This window comes from Streptomyces lasiicapitis (genome assembly GCF_014646335.1).
Classification (GTDB): domain Bacteria; phylum Actinomycetota; class Actinomycetes; order Streptomycetales; family Streptomycetaceae; genus Streptomyces; species Streptomyces lasiicapitis.
The window spans coordinates 431,537-446,572 of sequence record NZ_BMNG01000008.1 but is presented as its reverse complement, the minus strand read 5'-3'; the positions used below and the strand labels follow the sequence as shown (position 1 = coordinate 446,572).

Below are 15,036 nucleotides of genomic sequence, written 5' to 3'. Positions count from 1 at the left end.
CGGCGGACGGGGCTCCTCGGCGGTCCGGGGCGGCTCCTCGGCGGTCCGGGGCGGCTCCTCGGCCACCCTCGCCGGTCCTCGCGTTCTGCCCGGCCTGCCCGGCCTGTCCCGCGTGCGCGGCCTGCCCGGCCGACGCGCCCTGTCCTGCCTGCGACTTGGCGCCGGGCCGTGCGCCGAGGCGCGCCTGGGCGCCGGGCCTGGGCTGCTCGGCTGCGGCGGGGCGGCCCTGCGGCCTGGCCTGTTCCTCTTCCGGAGGCATGGCGAAGGACCGGACGTCGACCGAGTCGGTCACGGCGTCCGGGCCGGGGCGCGCCTCCCCTTCCTCAGGCGAGCGCGCTTGCAGGTCCTTGGCGTACCGGCGCTCCATTCCCGCCCGTCCGGAAAGCAGCCGGATGGCGGTGCTGAAGCGTTCCGTCGGACGGGCTTCGTTGAGCTCGTCCTGCCTACGGAGCCACATCGGCACCAAGTAGGCGGCCCAGGCCCCGACGATGACTGCGTAGATGAGGCCGCTGCTGCTCACGCCTCACACGGTAGAGGGGTTTTGTCGAGGCCATCCGCCAATTGGGCCGGTGTGTCGCACGATCTGGCTGATATCTCGAACTTTTTTTGTGACTGATGCGATCAACAGGCCGACGGTGCCCCGAATTTAACGGTCACTCACCGATCAATTTCGAACAGGCATTTCATTTATGAGAGACGGCATTCTCCCGCCGAGCAGCCATCGCGACCGCCGGAACGTCCCCTGGAGCCACGGCCGTCAGACCGTCCTCCGTGGTCACGACCCGTCAGGCCGTCTTCCGTGGCCGCGCCTGCTGCCAGCGGCACAGCAGTCCGTCCGGCACCTCTTCCACGGTGAGCGCGAACACGAGGTGGTCGCGCCAGTCCCCGTCGATGTGGAGGTAGCGGGGCCGCAGCCCCTCCTCGCGGAATCCGAGTTTCTCCACGACCCGGCGGCTGGGCGCGTTCTCGGGCCGAATACAGACCTCGACGCGGTGCAGTCCGACGGTTCTGAAGCAGTGGTCGACGGCGAGCGCGACGGCGGTCGGCATCACTCCGCGTCCGGCCACCGACTCGTCGACCCAGTAGCCCACATGGGCCGAGCACATCGACCCCCAGGTGATCCCGGCGACCGTCAACTGCCCGACGAGACGGCCCTGGTACTCGATGACGAACGGCAGCATGCGGCCCGCGCCCGCCTCGGCGCGCAGGTGCCGGACCATCTGCCGGTAGGTGGGGCGGTGGGTGACCGGACCGCTGGGGGTGGGCGGCGGGATCGTGGCCTCCCAGGGGCGCAGCCAGTCGCGGTTGCGCCGGTTGACCTCCCGCCAGGCCCGCTGGTCACGCAGTTTTATCGGCCTGAGGACGACGTCGCCGTCCGTCAGCTCGACGGGCCAGCTGGGGCTGTTCAGCTCGCACCCCCGTCGGTTCTCGGATGGTCGCCGCCGCGCAGCTGGTCGACGGCGTGCGTCAACAGGGGCTCAAGGACGGCGAGTCCGTCTCGTACGCCGCCGCTGGAGCCCGGCAGGTTCACGATGAGCGTGCGTCCCGCGACGCCCGCGAGGCCGCGGGAGAGCGCGGCCGTGGGGACCTTCTCGCGGCCGTACGCGCGGATGGCCTCCGGGATGCCGGGCACTTCGTGGTCGAGGACGCGCCGGGTGGCCTCGGGCGTGCGGTCGGTGGGCGAGACGCCGGTGCCGCCGGTGGTGAGGATGACGTCGTATCCGGCCGCGACGCCCTCGCGCAGGGCCTGCTCGACGGGGTCGCCGTCGGGGACCACTTGGGGGCCTTCGACGGCGAAGCCGAGGGCGGTGAGTCCTTCGGCGAGGATCGGGCCGCCCTTGTCGGCGTAGACGCCGGCGGCGGCGCGATTGGAGGCGGTGACGACGAGTGCGCGGTACGTCATGCTCCGGCTCCCGCACCCTGCCGGCCGCCGGACTCGCCCTCGCGGTGCCAGTCCCCCGACTTGCCGCCCGTCTTCTCCTCAACTCGTACGTCCGTGATCACGGCGGCCTTGTCGACGGCCTTGATCATGTCGACGACGGTGAGGGCGGCGACGCTCACCGCGGTGAGGGCCTCCATCTCGACGCCGGTGCGGTCGGTGGTCTTCACGGTGGCCAGGATCTCCACGGCGTCGTCGGCGACCGTGAGGTCGACCTTGACTCCGGAGACGGCCAGCGGGTGGCAGAGCGGGATCAGGTCGGGGGTGCGCTTGGCGCCCATGATGCCCGCGATGCGGGCGGTCGCCAGGGCGTCGCCCTTCGGCACCCCCTCGCCCCGCAGCAGTTCGATCACCCGGGGCGAGACGAGGACACGGCCGGTGGCGCGCGCGGTGCGGGCGGTCACGTCCTTCTCGGAGACGTCGACCATGCGGGCCGCGCCCGCCTCGTCGATGTGCGTCAGTCGCTGCTGCGTGCTCATGTGCTGTGGCGCTCCCGGTCCGGGCTCCGCGCGGTGCGGTGCGCGGGCCTGCTGTGCGCGACACAGTACCGCCCCGCCGCCGCCCCGCCGGAGCCCCTTACGCCCCCGCCGGCCTGCACGGGCCCGTCAGCCGAGCAGCACCACGTCGACCTCGGTGCCGGGCTCGACCGACGTCGTGTCCTCGGGGACGACGATCAGCGCGTCGGCCTGCGCGAGGGCGGCGACGAGGTGCGAGCCCGAGCCGCCGACCGGCGTCACCGTGCCCGCCTCCGCGTCGTGCCGCCCGCGCAGGAACTGGCGCCGCCCCGACGGCGAGGTCAGCGCCTTGTCGGCGGCGAGCCGCGCGCGGACCTTGGGCCGGTGGACGTCCGGCAGGCCCATCAGGGCGCGCACGGCGGGACGTACGAAGATCTCGAAGGAGACGTACGACGACACGGGGTTGCCCGGCAGGGCGAGGAGCGGGGTGTGGTCGGGGCCGATGGCGCCGAAGCCCTGCGGTTTGCCGGGCTGCATGGCGAGCTTGCGGAACTCGACGCCGCCGCCCGCCCCGAGGCCCTCCTCGTCGTCCGGGTCGCCGATGGAGTCCAGGGCCTCCTTGACGACGTCGTACGCCCCCACGCTGACGCCGCCCGTGGTGACGACCAGGTCGGCGCGGATGAGCTGGTCCTCGATGGTGGAGCGGAGGATCTCGGCGTCGTCGGTGACGGCGCCGACGCGGTAGGCGATCGCTCCGGCGTCGCGGGCGGCGGCGGTGAGGGCGAAGCTGTTGGAGTCGAAGATCTGGCCGTCGCCCAACTCCTCGCCGGGCTGGACCAGTTCGCTGCCCGTGGAAAGGACGACCACGCGCGGGCGCGGGCGCACCTTGACCGTGCCCCGGCCGATCGCGGCGAGCAGGGCGATCTGCGGGGCGCCGAGGACGGTGCCCGCGGTCAGGGCGCGGTCGCCCGCGCGGACGTCGCTGCCCCGCGCGCGCACGTGCGCGCGTGCCTCCGCCGGGCGGTACACCCGGACTTCCCCGGAGGCGCCCTCGGGGGAAGTGCTGTGGGCGCGCATGCCTGCAGCGGTGCCCTCGCCGAGCCCGCCGTCGGTCCACTCCACGGGCACCACGGCCTCGGCGCCCGGCGGCAGCGGGGCGCCGGTCATGATGCGGGCGGCCTGGCCCGCGCCGACGGTGGGCTGCTCGCCCTGGCCCGCGGCGACGTCACCGATGACGGTCAGGACGGCGGGGAACTCCTCGCCCGCGCCCGCGACATCGGCGACCCGCACCGCGTACCCGTCCATGGAGCTGTTGTCGAAGGGCGGCAGCGACACCGGCACCGTGACGTCCTCCACGAGGACGCAGCCCTGCGCGTCGAGGAGCTGGAGCTCGATGGGCTCCAGCGGCCTGACGGTCGCGAGGATGTCGTCCAGATGCTCGTCCACCGACCAGAGCTGGCCCTGGCCGGTGCCGTGGTGCGTCGTCGTGCCGCTGCTGCTCAAGTGCTACATCTCCTCGGTGACGTAACTGCGAAGCCAGGCCTTGAAGTCGGGGCCCAGGTCTTCACGTTCGCACGCGAGTCTGACAATGGCACGCAGATAGTCGCCGCGGTCGCCGGTGTCATAGCGGCGGCCCTTGAAGACCACGCCGTGCACCGGGCCGCCGATCTTTTCGTCGGCCGCGAGCTGCTGGAGGGCGTCGGTGAGCTGGATCTCGCCGCCGCGGCCCGGCTCGGTCTTGCGCAGTATGTCGAAGACGTGGGGGTCCAGGACATAGCGGCCGATGATCGCGTAGTTCGACGGGGCGTCCGCCGCCTCGGGCTTCTCGACCAGGTCGGTCACCTTCACGACGTCGCCTTCGGAGGTGGCCTCCACGGCCGCGCAGCCATAGAGGTGGATCTGCTCGGGCGCGACCTCCATGAGGGCGATGACGCTGCCGCCGTGCCGCTCCTGGATCTCGACCATGCGCGCGAGCAGCGGGTCGCGCGGGTCGATCAGGTCGTCGCCGAGGAGCACGGCGAACGGCTCGCGGCCGACGTGCGGAGCGGCGCACAGGACGGCGTGACCGAGACCCCTGGGGTCGCCCTGGCGGACGTAGTGCATCGTCGCCAGGTCGCTGGACTCCTGGACCTTGGCGAGCCGGGACTCGTCGCCCTTCTTCGCCAGGGCCGATTCCAGCTCGTAGTTGCGGTCGAAGTGGTCCTCCAGGGGACGCTTGTTGCGTCCCGTGATCATCAGGACGTCGTCCAGGCCCGCGGCGACCGCCTCCTCGACCACGTACTGGATCGCCGGCTTGTCGACGACCGGCAGCATCTCCTTGGGCGTGGCCTTCGTGGCGGGCAAGAAGCGAGTGCCAAGACCCGCTGCTGGGATGACAGCCTTAGTGATCTTGGGGTGAGACTCAGTCATGAGCGTTACCTTAACCGGTGCCTATGTGAGGATTCTGTGGCTCCGGAATATTGGCCCATATGTGAGCACAATAGGAAGGATATGTGAGTTCACCATGGATCAACCCGGCCTGGACAAGGCAAACAAGCGCACATTGCGGGGAGAGATCCTCGCGGTAAGAAGAGGGTTGACGCCCGGTGACACCCAGAAGGCGGCCGCCGCTCTGTCCGAGCGCGCACTCGAACTGCCCGAACTCTCCCACGCCCGCACGGTCGCGGCGTACGTCTCCGTAGGCACCGAACCCGGCACCCGCGCCCTTCTGGACACCCTCCACGCGCGCGGGACACGGGTCCTGCTGCCCGTCCTGCTCCCCGACAACGACCTGGACTGGGCCGCGTACGACGGACCCGACTCCCTCGCCCCCGTACAACACGCCGGAAAGATGGCGCTGTTGGAACCCTCGGGGCAGCGCCTCGGGCCCGACGCCGTCCTGGAGGCGGACGCCGTGCTGCTCCCCGGGCTCGCGGTGGACGCGCGCGGGACGCGGCTCGGGCGCGGCGGCGGCTCGTACGACCGGGTGCTCGCCCGGCTCGGGCGCGCGGCCCTCTCGCCCGCGCTCGTGGTGCTTCTGTACGACTCCGAAGTCGTCGCGCACGTCCCCGGGGAGGCGCACGACCTTCCCGTGCACGCGGTGGTGACACCTTCGGCGGTACACCGATTCCCGTGACGTACGAAAGGGGCCCCACGCGCGCGTGGGGCCCCTTTCGTACGTCACGCGCCTGTCAGGGCTTGAGCACCAGGGTGTCGTCCGTGCTGTCGTCGACGGCCTTCTTCGAGTAGGCCCACGGCAGCAGTTCGCCCTTGATCCACTTGCTGGTCTGGTCGGTGTAGTGGTCGCTGTAGGCGTGCCCGGAGGCGCCGGTGAGGTTGATCCACCGGGACTTGTCGAGGTCCTTCAGGTTCACGACCATCCGCATCGAAGGCACCCAGATCACTCCGTAGCCGCCCGCCGCGTTCCAGCCGGTGGCGTTGACCGTGGCCTCGCCGCCGCCGAGCTTCCAGGGGCCGCGGTTGAGCACCCACTGCAGCCAGCCGGGACCGTCGGTGCCGAGCGTCTGGTTCTTCAGCGTGAGGGTGTGCAGGCGCCCCCAGCTCCAGGTGTCGATGTCCTTGCCGAGCTTGGCCGTCAGGTCCCAGCGGGCGTCCTCCATGGCCCGCGCGAACAGCTGGTCGCGGTTCTTGGTCTCCTTGTCGGTGCGCGTGCCCGGCGTCTTCCACCAGTCGTTGTCCTGGTCGTCGAGGATCTTGCGGATGACCTCGAAGTAGCGGTCGCCGCCGTCGGGCTGCGCGGAGTCCGCGTCGCGCTCGCCGCACTCGCGCACCCGGTTCTCCTCGTCGGCGGGGCGGGTGTTGCCCGCGGGCTCCACCGACAGGCACTGGCCCTCGACCCGCAGCTCCTTGGGCAGCTTGTTGCCGATGGAGAGCTGGAGGATGCTGCGCCAGACCGCGTTGAAGTACGCGGCGGCGGCCGAGTCGGCGTCCTGGGTGTAGTCCCAGCCCTCCAGGAGCTTCTGCGCCTCACGGACGTGCTTGTCGTTGATGTCGATCTTCAGCAGCTTGGGCACGAGCAGCCGGGCGATCTCGCTGCTGTTGTCCGTCTGCATCAGCCGCATGTCCTCCGTGGAGATCTTGCCGCCGTTCTTCGTCTTGGACTTGATGAGGTCCTCGATGCGCTGGCTGCGCGCGCCGTAGCCCCAGTCCGATGTGAGCTTGTACGGGTACTTCTTGCCGCCGTCGTCGTCGATCACGGCCTGGTTGGCGGTGACGATGTAGCCGCGCTTGGGGTTGTACTCGTACGGCAGGGCGTCCTGCGGGATCGGGTCGCCCCAGCGGTAGTCGGGGTCCCAGCCGGGCGCGGGGAGCGAGCCGTCGCCCTTACCGCGGGTGGGGATGCGGCCGGGCGCCTGGTAGCCGATGTTGCCCTTGGTGTCGGCGTAGATGAGGTTCTGCGAGGGCACCTCGAAGTCGGCGGCGGCCTTGCGGAAGCTCTTGAAGTCCTTGGCCTTGTTCAGCTCGAAGACGGCGTCCATGGACTTGCCGGGCGTCAGCGCGGTCCAGCGCAGCGCGATGCCGTAGCCGTCGCCCCGGTCCGGGGCGGACGCGTCGACCTGGGCCTTCTTGCCGACCTTGACCAGTTCGTCGTCGCGGTCGGAGATCAGGGGGCCGTTGTTCGTCTCGCGGACCGTGATGGTCTTGGTCTTGCCGCCCGCGACCTTGATCTTCTCCTCGCGGGAGTCGAAGGGCAGGACCTTGCCGTCGTACTGGTAGCCGTCGGCGGTGAACTTCTCCAGGTAGAGGTCGGTGACGTCGGCACCGAGGTTCGTCATGCCCCAGGCGATGTCCTGGTTGTGGCCGATGACCACGCCGGGCATGCCGGAGAAGGTGTAGCCGCTGACGTCGTACTGGCACTTGGACGACACGGACTTGCAGTGCAGGCCCATCTGGTACCAGACGGACGGAAGCTGCGGCGCGAGGTGCGGATCGTTGGCGAGAAGGGGCTTGCCGGTGATGGTGTGGGCTCCGGAGACCACCCACGAGTTGGATCCGATGCCGTTGCCGTTCGAGCCGAGGCCCGCGTCGGGGACCTTGTCGAGGACGTCGGAGATGCCGGAGAGCTGGGACTGCAGGCCGGTGCCGGAGGACTGGGCGTTGCCGGAGAGGCCGGTGCCCGCGGTGCCGGTGCCGGTGCCCGTGGAGCCGCCCGTGCCGGTGCCTGTGCCCGTGCCGGTGCCTGTTCCTGTGCCCGTCCCGCCGGTTCCTGTTCCCGTGCCGGTGCCGGTGCCGGTGCCAGTGCCGGTACCCGTGCCCGTGCCGCCCGCCTGCGTCTCGCCGCCCGTCGAGTCGTCACCGTCGAACTTCTCGGTGATCCCGTTGTAGCGCCCCTCCTGGACGATGGGCTTGTGCAGGTCGTACGGGTACTCGGGGTAGAGGTCCTTGATCTGCGACGGGCCGAGGCGGGTCGTCATCAAGGAGCGGTCGATCTCGTCCTGCATGTTGCCGCGCAGGTCCCAGGCCATGGCCTTGAGCCAGGCGATCGAGTCGACGGGCGTCCACTTCCGCGGCTTGTAGTCGTTCTCGAACGACAGCGCCGCGTACTCGACGGAGATCTCCTCGCCGCCCTTGCCGTCCAGATAGGCGTTGACCCCCTTGGCGTACGCCTGGAGGTACTTCTTGGTCTGCGGCGAGAGCTTGGACTTGTACTCCTTCGCGGCCACTCGGTGCCAGCCGAGAGTGCGCAGGAATTCATCGGTCTTGACCTGGCTCTTGCCGAACATCTCGGAGAGCTTGCCGGAGGTCATATGGCGGCGTACGTCCATCTCCCAGAAGCGGTCCTGCGCCTGGACGAAGCCCTGTGCCATGAACAGGTCCTCGTCGGACTCGGCGTAGATCTGCGGAATGCCGTTGCCGTCGCGCTTCACGTCGACCGTGCCCGACAGACCCTTCAGCTCGATGGATCCCTTGGTCTGCGGGAAGGAGGCGCGAACGGTGCTGATGCTCCAGTACGCGCCGAAGCCGATGCCTCCCACGACGGCCAGGACCAGGACGATCACGATCAGTCGGGCGCGGCGCCCCTTCTTCCTGCCGGACTTGCGACCGGAAGAGGCGTTGGTGTTGGAGGGCATCGCTGTCCTTGCTGTCCTTCGCGAGCGGCAGGGCGGGGCTTGTGCGGGTCCTGGAGTGCTGGAGCAACCATAGGCGCAGGGCGATACGGCCCCGGACGCGGAGTCGGAATCCCGGTCCACCGCGCTGGGGAATCCCAGTGCGGTGCACTGAAGCGGCATCGAACGAAGGTTCGGAGATGATAGTTGGGGCGCGGGGGCGCGCGTCAAGAGCGCGTTAAAGCTTAGGTAACGTAACGAAGCATCACGGCTCGCACGACGGAAGGAACGGCCCCTGTCTGTCCACGAACTCAACCAGCTCCTGCTCATCAGTTCACTCGTCCTGCTCGTCGCGGTCGTCGCGGTGCGCCTCTCCTCCCGCAGCGGGCTGCCGAGTCTGCTGCTCTACCTCGGCATCGGCGTCGCCATGGGCCAGGACGGCATCGGCAACGTCACCTTCAACAACGCCCAGCTCACCCAGGTCATCGGATACGCGGCGCTCGTCGTGATCCTGGCCGAGGGCGGCCTCGGGACGAAGTGGAAGGAGATCAAGCCGGCGCTGCCCGCGGCGGCCTCCCTGGCGATCGTCGGCGTCGCCATGAGCGTCGGCGTGACGGCCGCCGGCGCGCACTACCTCGTCGGCCTCGACTGGCGCCAGGCGCTCATCATCGGCGCGGTGGTGTCCTCGACGGACGCGGCGGCGGTCTTCTCCGTGCTGCGCAAGGTGCCGCTGCCCTCCCGCGTGACGGGCGTCCTGGAGGCCGAGTCCGGCTTCAACGACGCCCCCGTGGTCATCCTCGTCGTCGCCTTCTCCACCGCGGGACCGGTGGACCACTGGTACGTCCTGGTGGGCGAGATAGCCCTGGAGCTGGCCATCGGCGCGGCCATCGGGCTCGCGGTGGGCTGGCTCGGCTCGTACGGACTTCGGCACGTGGCACTGCCCGCGTCCGGTCTCTATCCGATCGCGGTCATGGCCATCGCCGTCGCCGCCTACGCCGCCGGGGCCATCGCCCACGGCTCCGGATTCCTCGCCGTGTACCTGGCCGCCATGGTGCTCGGCAACGCCAAGCTGCCGCACTGGGCGGCCACCCGCGGCTTCGCCGAAGGCGTCGGATGGATCGCCCAGATCGGTATGTTCGTGCTGCTCGGGCTGCTCGTGACGCCGCACCGCCTGCTCGACGACATCTGGCCCGCGGTGATCATCGGCCTCATCCTGACCGCGGTCGCCCGGCCCCTGTCGGTCGTACTGAGCCTGCTGCCGTTCGGAATGCCGTGGCAAGAGAAGGCGCTGATGTCCTGGGCCGGCCTGCGCGGCGCCGTGCCCATCATCCTCGCCACCATCCCGATGGTGAACGGCGTCGACAACAGCGAGGAGATCTTCAACATCGTCTTCGTCCTGGTCGTCGTCTACACCCTCGTGCAAGGTCCTACGCTGCCGGGGCTCGCCAGGATCCTCGGCCTCGGCAAGGGCGCGGAGGCCTCCGACCTGGGCATCGAGTCGGCCCCCCTGGAACGTCTGCGGGGCCATCTGCTCTCGGTGCCCGTACCAGAGGGCTCACGTCTGCACGGCGTCGAGGTCGGCGAGCTGAGGCTGCCCAAGGGGTCGGCGGTCACCCTCGTCGTGCGCGACGGCACCTCCTTCGTGCCCGGCCCGACGACCGTGCTGCGGTACGACGACGAGCTCCTGGTGGTGGCCACGGACCCGGTGCGCGACGCCACCGAGCAGCGGCTGCGGGCGGTCGCGCAGGGCGGCAAGCTGGTGGGGTGGCTGGGGTTGCCCGGCGGCAGGCAGTAGTCGGGGGGTGTGGGGGCAATCGCAGGTGGCGGGGGTATCACTTCTCGTAATCACAGGCGCCACTTGCCTGGCACCTGTACGATGAAGGCACACTTCTGTACGTATCTACGTACCGACACTGATCGAACCAACTCTGTCTGATGCAGAGCTGGCGCGACCGTATGGCGGCCGCGGCGCCCCCGCAGTGGGCGGCCCGGTATCTACCGCAGTTCTGCGCAAGAGGACAGCTCTCGGTGCCGTCGCCCTGGAAAAGCGGCCGCGCTACCAGGCAGCAGAAAGGCAAGGGCCGTGGCATCCACGGTCACCGAGCCCCGCCCGGGCTACGGACAACTGCTGCGCACCCCTCGCGCCTGGACCTTCCTGCTCCCAGGATTCGCCGCACGTCAGCCGTTCGCGATGCTGACGATCTCCATCGTGCTGCTCGTGCAGCACACCACCGGCTCGTACGGAGTCGCCGGTGCCGTCTCTGCGGTCACCGGCGTCTCCATGGCGGTGTTCGCGCCCTTCGGGGGCAAGCTCGCCGACCGGTTCGGGCAGCGCGCCGTGCTGCTCCCCGGCGTTCTGGTGCACACGGCGTCCGTCATCACCCTCACCGTTCTCGCGCTGTCCGACGCCCCCCTGTGGGCCCTGTTCGCGGCTGCCGTGCCGGCCGGCGCCTCGACCCCGCAGATCGGCCCGATGGTGCGGGCCCGCTGGGGCGTCAAGCTCCAGGGCACCCCGCTCGCGCAGACCGCGGCGGCCTTCGAGTCCGTCACCGACGAGCTGACGTTCGTCCTCGGCCCGCTGGTCGCCACCGCGCTGTGCACCGGCGTCGACCCGGCCGCAGGCCTCCTCACCGAGGCCGGTCTCACTCTCGTCGGCGGTCTGCTGTTCGCGGCCCAGAAGAGCACGCAGCCCCAGCCCGCGGCGCTCGGCGACGGCCACGCGCGCGTAGAGCACGTTTCGGCGCTGCGGGTGCCCGGCGTGCGCGTCCTGATCGTCGCGTTCCTCGGCATCGGCACCGTCTTCGGCGGCATGCAGGTCTCGCTCGCCGCGTTCACGGAGTCCATCGGACAGCCCGGTCTGAACGGTGTCCTGTACGGCACGTTCGCCGCCGGAAACATGCTCTCCGGAGTCGCCTGCGGCGCCATCGCCTGGAAGATCGCCCCGCAGCGACGGCTCGTCCTCGGGTACGCCTCCCTGACGCTGATGGCGTCCGGACTGTGGGCCGCGCACTCCGTGCTGCTGCTCGCCGGGCTCGGCCTGCTCGTCGGCGTCTGCATCGCGCCCGCCCTGATCACCGGCTACACGCTGGTCGACAGCCTGGTGGCGCCGACCGCGCGCACGGAGGCCTTCACCTGGCTCACCGGCGCCGTCGCGCTCGGGCAGGCGGCGGCCGTCACGGTCGCAGGACAGCTCGAGGACCGCTTCTGGGACGGTGCCGGATTCCTGGTGCCGCTCGGCGGGACGGCGCTCGCGCTGACCGTGATCCTGTCCCTGCGCTCGCGGCTCACCCCGAAGTCCTCGGGGCGGACCGTGGCACGTGGCGTCGGTCACCGCGTCCCGGTCACGGTGGACTGATCCCGCGGAATACGTCACTATGGACCGTCGTTAGCACTCATCGAGTGAGAGTGCCAGGAGGAAGCAAGTGCCGACGTACCAGTACCAGTGCACCGAGTGCGGCGAGGGCCTCGAGGCGGTGCAGAAGTTCACCGATGACGCCCTGACCGTGTGCCCGAGCTGCGACGGACGCCTCAAGAAGGTGTTCTCGGCGGTCGGCATCGTCTTCAAGGGCTCCGGCTTCTACCGCAACGACAGCCGCGGGTCGTCGTCGAGCAGCTCGCCGGCGTCGTCCTCGTCGTCGAAGTCGGAGAAGTCGGACGCGAAGTCGCCCTCCGGCTCCTCGTCGTCGAGCTCGTCCTCCTCTTCGTCGGGTTCGTCCTCGTCGGCCTCGTCGTCTTCAGGCTCTTCCTCCTCGTCGGCCAGCTCCTCGGCGGCCTGACACCAGTTCTCTCCGGGACCCCGCTGTCGTACGACGGCGGGGTCCTTGGCGTTCGCGTGGGCGCGGGTGGCCTCCCCGCCGTTTTCCGGCCCTACTACTGTGCTGGCCATGGTGAACACGGCGAACGCGACTCAGGCCGAGATCGGCGTCATCGGCGGCTCGGGCTTCTACTCCTTCCTCGACGACGTCACCGAAGTGCACGTCGACACCCCTTACGGCTCCCCCAGCGACTCCCTGTTCCTCGGCGAGATCGCGGGACGGCGGGTCGCGTTCCTGCCCCGGCACGGCCGCGGCCACCATCTGCCGCCGCACCGCATCAACTACCGCGCCAACCTGTGGGCGTTGCGCTCCCTGGGCGTGCGCCAGGTGCTCGCCCCGTGCGCCGTGGGCGGACTGCGACCCGAGTACGGCCCCGGCACGCTGCTGGTGCCCGACCAGCTCGTCGACCGCACGAAGAACCGCCCCCAGACCTACTTCGACGGGCTCCCGCTGGCGGACGGCAGCACGCCCAACGTCGTGCACGTGTCGCTGGCCGACCCCTACTGCCCGGCGGGCCGCTCCGCCGCGCTCAAGGCCGCGCGCGGCAGGGACTGGGAGCCGGTCGACGGCGGCACGCTCGTGGTGATCGAGGGACCGCGGTTCTCGACCCGCGCCGAGTCGCGCTGGTACGCGGCGCAGGGCTGGTCCGTGGTCGGCATGACCGGCCACCCCGAGGCGATCCTCGCCCGCGAACTCGAACTCTGCTACGCCTCGTTGACCCTGGTCACCGACCTGGACGCGGGCGCCGAGTCCGGCGAGGGCGTCTCGCACGACGAGGTCATGACGGTCTTCGCCGCGAATGTGGACCGGCTGCGGGCGGTCCTGTTCGACGCGGTGGCGGGGCTGCCGGTGAACGGGGAGCGGGACTGTTTGTGCGTGGGGGCGCTGGGCGGGATGGAGACGGGGATTCGGCTGCCTTAAGGGTGCGGTGGCTGGTGGCCGAGGGGCGGAACTTTCCCTTCGGGTGAGGGAGTTGTCCACAACCGGCGAGTAGTTCACGGGGCTCAGCGGGGATGAGGCGCGGGCCTGCATCGTGAGAACGGAATCGGAATCGGAATCGGAATCCGGACCGGGATTCGAACTTCTCACGGCAGGCGGTGGTCGCGATGGCGCGCGTTCCTTCTCGTATGACTTCTCATGCGCCCTCTCAACAAGGCGCCGGGGAGCGGTACTTGCCGGTGCCCGGCGGGGCTGCGGGTGGCGGAAGCGGCGGAAGCCGTGGCGCGGGCGGCGGAGGCAGCAGCGCGCCGCCGCCCTGCCAGGTGCCGCACTTCTCCCCGTTGCACGTGCGCGGCGGACGTCGGCGCCTGCGGCGGCTGATGCGGCACCGGCGGCGGGCGATGGCGGCGGGCCTCGCGATGACCGCCGCCGCGCTCGCGGCCACGGGCCCGCCCGAGCCCGGGCAGGCGCGACCGCGGGATTCGGCGGCGTCCATGGCCGCGGAGGAGCGGGGCGGCGACGGGGTGGGCCAACGGCCGCGGCGGGCCGCCCGGTTGGTGACTGCGCCGGTGCGGATCGCGGACGCGGCGACGGTGCGGCTGCTGCGGCCGGGGGACCGGGTGGACGTGGTGGCGGCGGATGGTTCGGGGGTGGGCGGCCCCGGGGCGGGATCGGCGGGTTCGGCGGGAGCGGGCGGGTCGGTGGCGCGGGTGGTCGCGGCCGGGGCCCGGGTGTCCGCGGTGCCGGAGTCCCCCGACAGCGCGGCCGAGGGCGGGGCCCTGGTCGTCCTCTCGGTGCCGCGGGCGACGGCGGCGCGGCTGGCCGGGGCGAGCGCGACCGCGCGCCTGGCGGTGACGCTGCGATGAGCCGGACTGCGCAGACCCGCCCGCCCCGCCCGCCGGACCAGGGTGCTTACGAAACAGCTGATCGCCTGTCAAGTCGCTCATTCGCGTTATCGAATTGGACAGGCCCGGCACGCGCTGCCGTAGGTTGCGAGGCGGTTTTCCGCACAATCCGCACATGCAACGAAAGGCCCAGTGGTGAGCGAGAAGAAGGATCCGGGCATGTGGCAGGGCTTCAAGGCCTTCCTGACGCGCGGAAATGTCGTCGACCTGGCGGTCGCGGTGGTCATCGGCGCCGCGTTCACGAACATCGTGAACTCGGTGGTGAAGGGCGTCATCAACCCGCTGGTCGGCGCCATGGGCACCAAGGATCTCGACCACTACAGCTCGTGCCTGAAAGCACCCTGCGTGGTGAAGAACGGCGAGGCCGTCAGCGGCATCCCGATCCTGTGGGGCTCGGTGCTCAGCGCCACCCTCAGCTTTGTGATCACCGCGGCGGTCGTCTACTTCCTGATGGTCATGCCGATGGCGAAGTACCTGGCCAGGGCGGCCGCGCGACAGGCCGCGAAGGAAGGCACGCAGGAGGTCATCGAGGTCTCCGAGCTGGAGGTGCTCAAGGAGATCCGCGACGCTCTGGTCGCCCAGCGCGGCTCGGGCGACGGGGACGTGCCGGGTGGCGGCGGTCCGGGGACCGGTGGCGGCTCCGGGGCCGCCGGTGGGCCGGGAGGCTCGGCCCTGTAGCCCGGGAGCGTGCCGGGGCGCTGTTGCCCCGGTGGGCTCAGATGTGGTGGGGCGGCTTCTCGTCCAGGAAGCGGGCGAGGTCGGCGGCGCTGTCCGCGGCCGTCGTCGGCCGCTCGCCCCACCCACGGTCCGTATCGTCCGAGGACTGCTGCGCCAGCGGATCGTCGAAGATCAGCGCGCTCGCCGGCTTCTTCGCGGCCGGCCGGGGTTTGGCGTCCTTCGGATCGCGCGGTTCGGGGGCGGGGGCGGTGCTCATGC

15 protein-coding genes are annotated in these 15,036 nt (G+C 70.7%); 7 read left to right on the top strand and 8 right to left on the bottom strand.

Features of this window, described 5'->3' with window-relative positions; translation table 11 throughout:
• The 6 genes from IEY91_RS41885 to galU form a co-directional block, all read right to left on the bottom strand.
• Window positions 1–520, bottom strand: a 520-nt coding sequence (locus IEY91_RS41885) for a SepX/GlpR family protein (RefSeq protein ID WP_506005026.1), incomplete at its 3' end; no start/stop codon positions are given.
• 265 nt (window positions 521–785) lie between these two features.
• Window positions 786–1,409 carry a GNAT family N-acetyltransferase gene (locus tag IEY91_RS20460; RefSeq protein ID WP_189175132.1) on the bottom strand — a complete coding sequence of 208 codons (624 nt, stop codon included), beginning with the start codon at window positions 1,407–1,409 and terminating at the stop codon, window positions 786–788.
• Complete coding sequence (locus IEY91_RS20455; RefSeq protein ID WP_189175092.1) at window positions 1,406–1,903, bottom strand: MogA/MoaB family molybdenum cofactor biosynthesis protein; 498 nt, start codon at window positions 1,901–1,903, stop codon at window positions 1,406–1,408. The genes IEY91_RS20460 and IEY91_RS20455 overlap by 4 nt, the downstream gene beginning before the upstream one ends.
• On the bottom strand, window positions 1,900–2,418 hold the full coding sequence (moaC, locus tag IEY91_RS20450) for a cyclic pyranopterin monophosphate synthase MoaC (protein ID WP_164324024.1): 519 nt from the start codon (window positions 2,416–2,418) through the stop codon (window positions 1,900–1,902). The genes IEY91_RS20455 and moaC overlap by 4 nt, the downstream gene beginning before the upstream one ends.
• A gap of 126 nt (window positions 2,419–2,544) precedes the next feature.
• Window positions 2,545–3,897, bottom strand: coding sequence for a molybdotransferase-like divisome protein Glp (gene glp, locus IEY91_RS20445; protein ID WP_189175091.1), 1,353 nt, complete (start codon window positions 3,895–3,897; stop codon window positions 2,545–2,547).
• Window positions 3,898–3,900: 3 nt separating this feature from the next.
• The gene (gene galU, locus IEY91_RS20440; protein ID WP_164324020.1) at window positions 3,901–4,803 is read right to left on the bottom strand and encodes a UTP--glucose-1-phosphate uridylyltransferase GalU; all 903 of its coding nucleotides are present in this window, start codon (window positions 4,801–4,803) and stop codon (window positions 3,901–3,903) included.
• A 94-nt stretch (window positions 4,804–4,897) separates the two neighbouring features.
• On the opposite strand from galU, the gene IEY91_RS20435 reads away from it, so the two are divergent.
• Window positions 4,898–5,509 carry a 5-formyltetrahydrofolate cyclo-ligase gene (locus tag IEY91_RS20435; protein WP_189175090.1) on the top strand — a complete coding sequence of 204 codons (612 nt, stop codon included), beginning with the start codon at window positions 4,898–4,900 and terminating at the stop codon, window positions 5,507–5,509.
• Window positions 5,510–5,564: 55 nt separating this feature from the next.
• Here the strand turns inward: IEY91_RS20435 and IEY91_RS20430 are convergent, their stop codons facing one another.
• Entirely contained in the window at window positions 5,565–8,465 is a 2,901-nt protein-coding gene (locus IEY91_RS20430; protein WP_189175089.1) for a penicillin acylase family protein, read from the bottom strand.
• 271 nt (window positions 8,466–8,736) lie between these two features.
• Here IEY91_RS20430 and IEY91_RS20425 point away from each other — a divergent pair, with 271 nt between their 5' ends.
• From IEY91_RS20425 to mscL, 6 genes are all read left to right on the top strand, one after another.
• Window positions 8,737–10,236: a potassium/proton antiporter gene (locus IEY91_RS20425; protein WP_164328455.1), complete on the top strand. Its 1,500-nt coding sequence runs from the start codon at window positions 8,737–8,739 to the stop codon at window positions 10,234–10,236.
• Between the two features lie 288 nt (window positions 10,237–10,524).
• Entirely contained in the window at window positions 10,525–11,796 is a 1,272-nt protein-coding gene (locus tag IEY91_RS20420) for an MFS transporter (protein WP_189175088.1), read from the top strand.
• Window positions 11,797–11,863: 67 nt separating this feature from the next.
• Entirely contained in the window at window positions 11,864–12,217 is a 354-nt protein-coding gene (locus tag IEY91_RS20415; RefSeq protein ID WP_164324012.1) for an FmdB family zinc ribbon protein, read from the top strand.
• A 108-nt stretch (window positions 12,218–12,325) separates the two neighbouring features.
• A complete protein-coding gene (locus tag IEY91_RS20410; RefSeq protein ID WP_189175087.1) occupies window positions 12,326–13,177 on the top strand; it encodes an S-methyl-5'-thioadenosine phosphorylase in 852 nt (283 codons plus the stop codon).
• Between the two features lie 206 nt (window positions 13,178–13,383).
• Window positions 13,384–14,061: an RcpC/CpaB family pilus assembly protein gene (locus tag IEY91_RS20405; protein ID WP_189175086.1), complete on the top strand. Its 678-nt coding sequence runs from the start codon at window positions 13,384–13,386 to the stop codon at window positions 14,059–14,061.
• Between the two features lie 174 nt (window positions 14,062–14,235).
• Window positions 14,236–14,778 carry a large conductance mechanosensitive channel protein MscL gene (gene mscL, locus IEY91_RS20400; protein WP_189175085.1) on the top strand — a complete coding sequence of 181 codons (543 nt, stop codon included), beginning with the start codon at window positions 14,236–14,238 and terminating at the stop codon, window positions 14,776–14,778.
• Window positions 14,779–14,815: 37 nt separating this feature from the next.
• Here the strand turns inward: mscL and IEY91_RS20395 are convergent, their stop codons facing one another.
• Complete coding sequence (locus IEY91_RS20395) at window positions 14,816–15,034, bottom strand: hypothetical protein (RefSeq protein ID WP_164324004.1); 219 nt, start codon at window positions 15,032–15,034, stop codon at window positions 14,816–14,818.
• Window positions 15,035–15,036: the final 2 nt, after the last annotated feature.

What these genes read in the sequence shown, in the direction of transcription:
- IEY91_RS20455 (WP_189175092.1), bottom strand. Translation starts at nt 1,903, where the DNA reads ATGACGTACCGCGCACTCGTCGTCACCGCCTCCAATCGCGCCGCCGCC.
- moaC (WP_164324024.1), bottom strand. Translation starts at nt 2,418, where the DNA reads ATGAGCACGCAGCAGCGACTGACGCACATCGACGAGGCGGGCGCGGCC.
- galU (WP_164324020.1), bottom strand. Translation starts at nt 4,803, where the DNA reads ATGACTGAGTCTCACCCCAAGATCACTAAGGCTGTCATCCCAGCAGCG.
- IEY91_RS20435 (WP_189175090.1), top strand. Translation starts at nt 4,898, where the DNA reads ATGGATCAACCCGGCCTGGACAAGGCAAACAAGCGCACATTGCGGGGA.
- IEY91_RS20430 (WP_189175089.1), bottom strand. Translation starts at nt 8,465, where the DNA reads ATGCCCTCCAACACCAACGCCTCTTCCGGTCGCAAGTCCGGCAGGAAG.
- IEY91_RS20410 (WP_189175087.1), top strand. Translation starts at nt 12,326, where the DNA reads ATGGTGAACACGGCGAACGCGACTCAGGCCGAGATCGGCGTCATCGGC.
- IEY91_RS20405 (WP_189175086.1), top strand. Translation starts at nt 13,384, where the DNA reads ATGACTTCTCATGCGCCCTCTCAACAAGGCGCCGGGGAGCGGTACTTG.
- IEY91_RS20395 (WP_164324004.1), bottom strand. Translation starts at nt 15,034, where the DNA reads ATGAGCACCGCCCCCGCCCCCGAACCGCGCGATCCGAAGGACGCCAAA.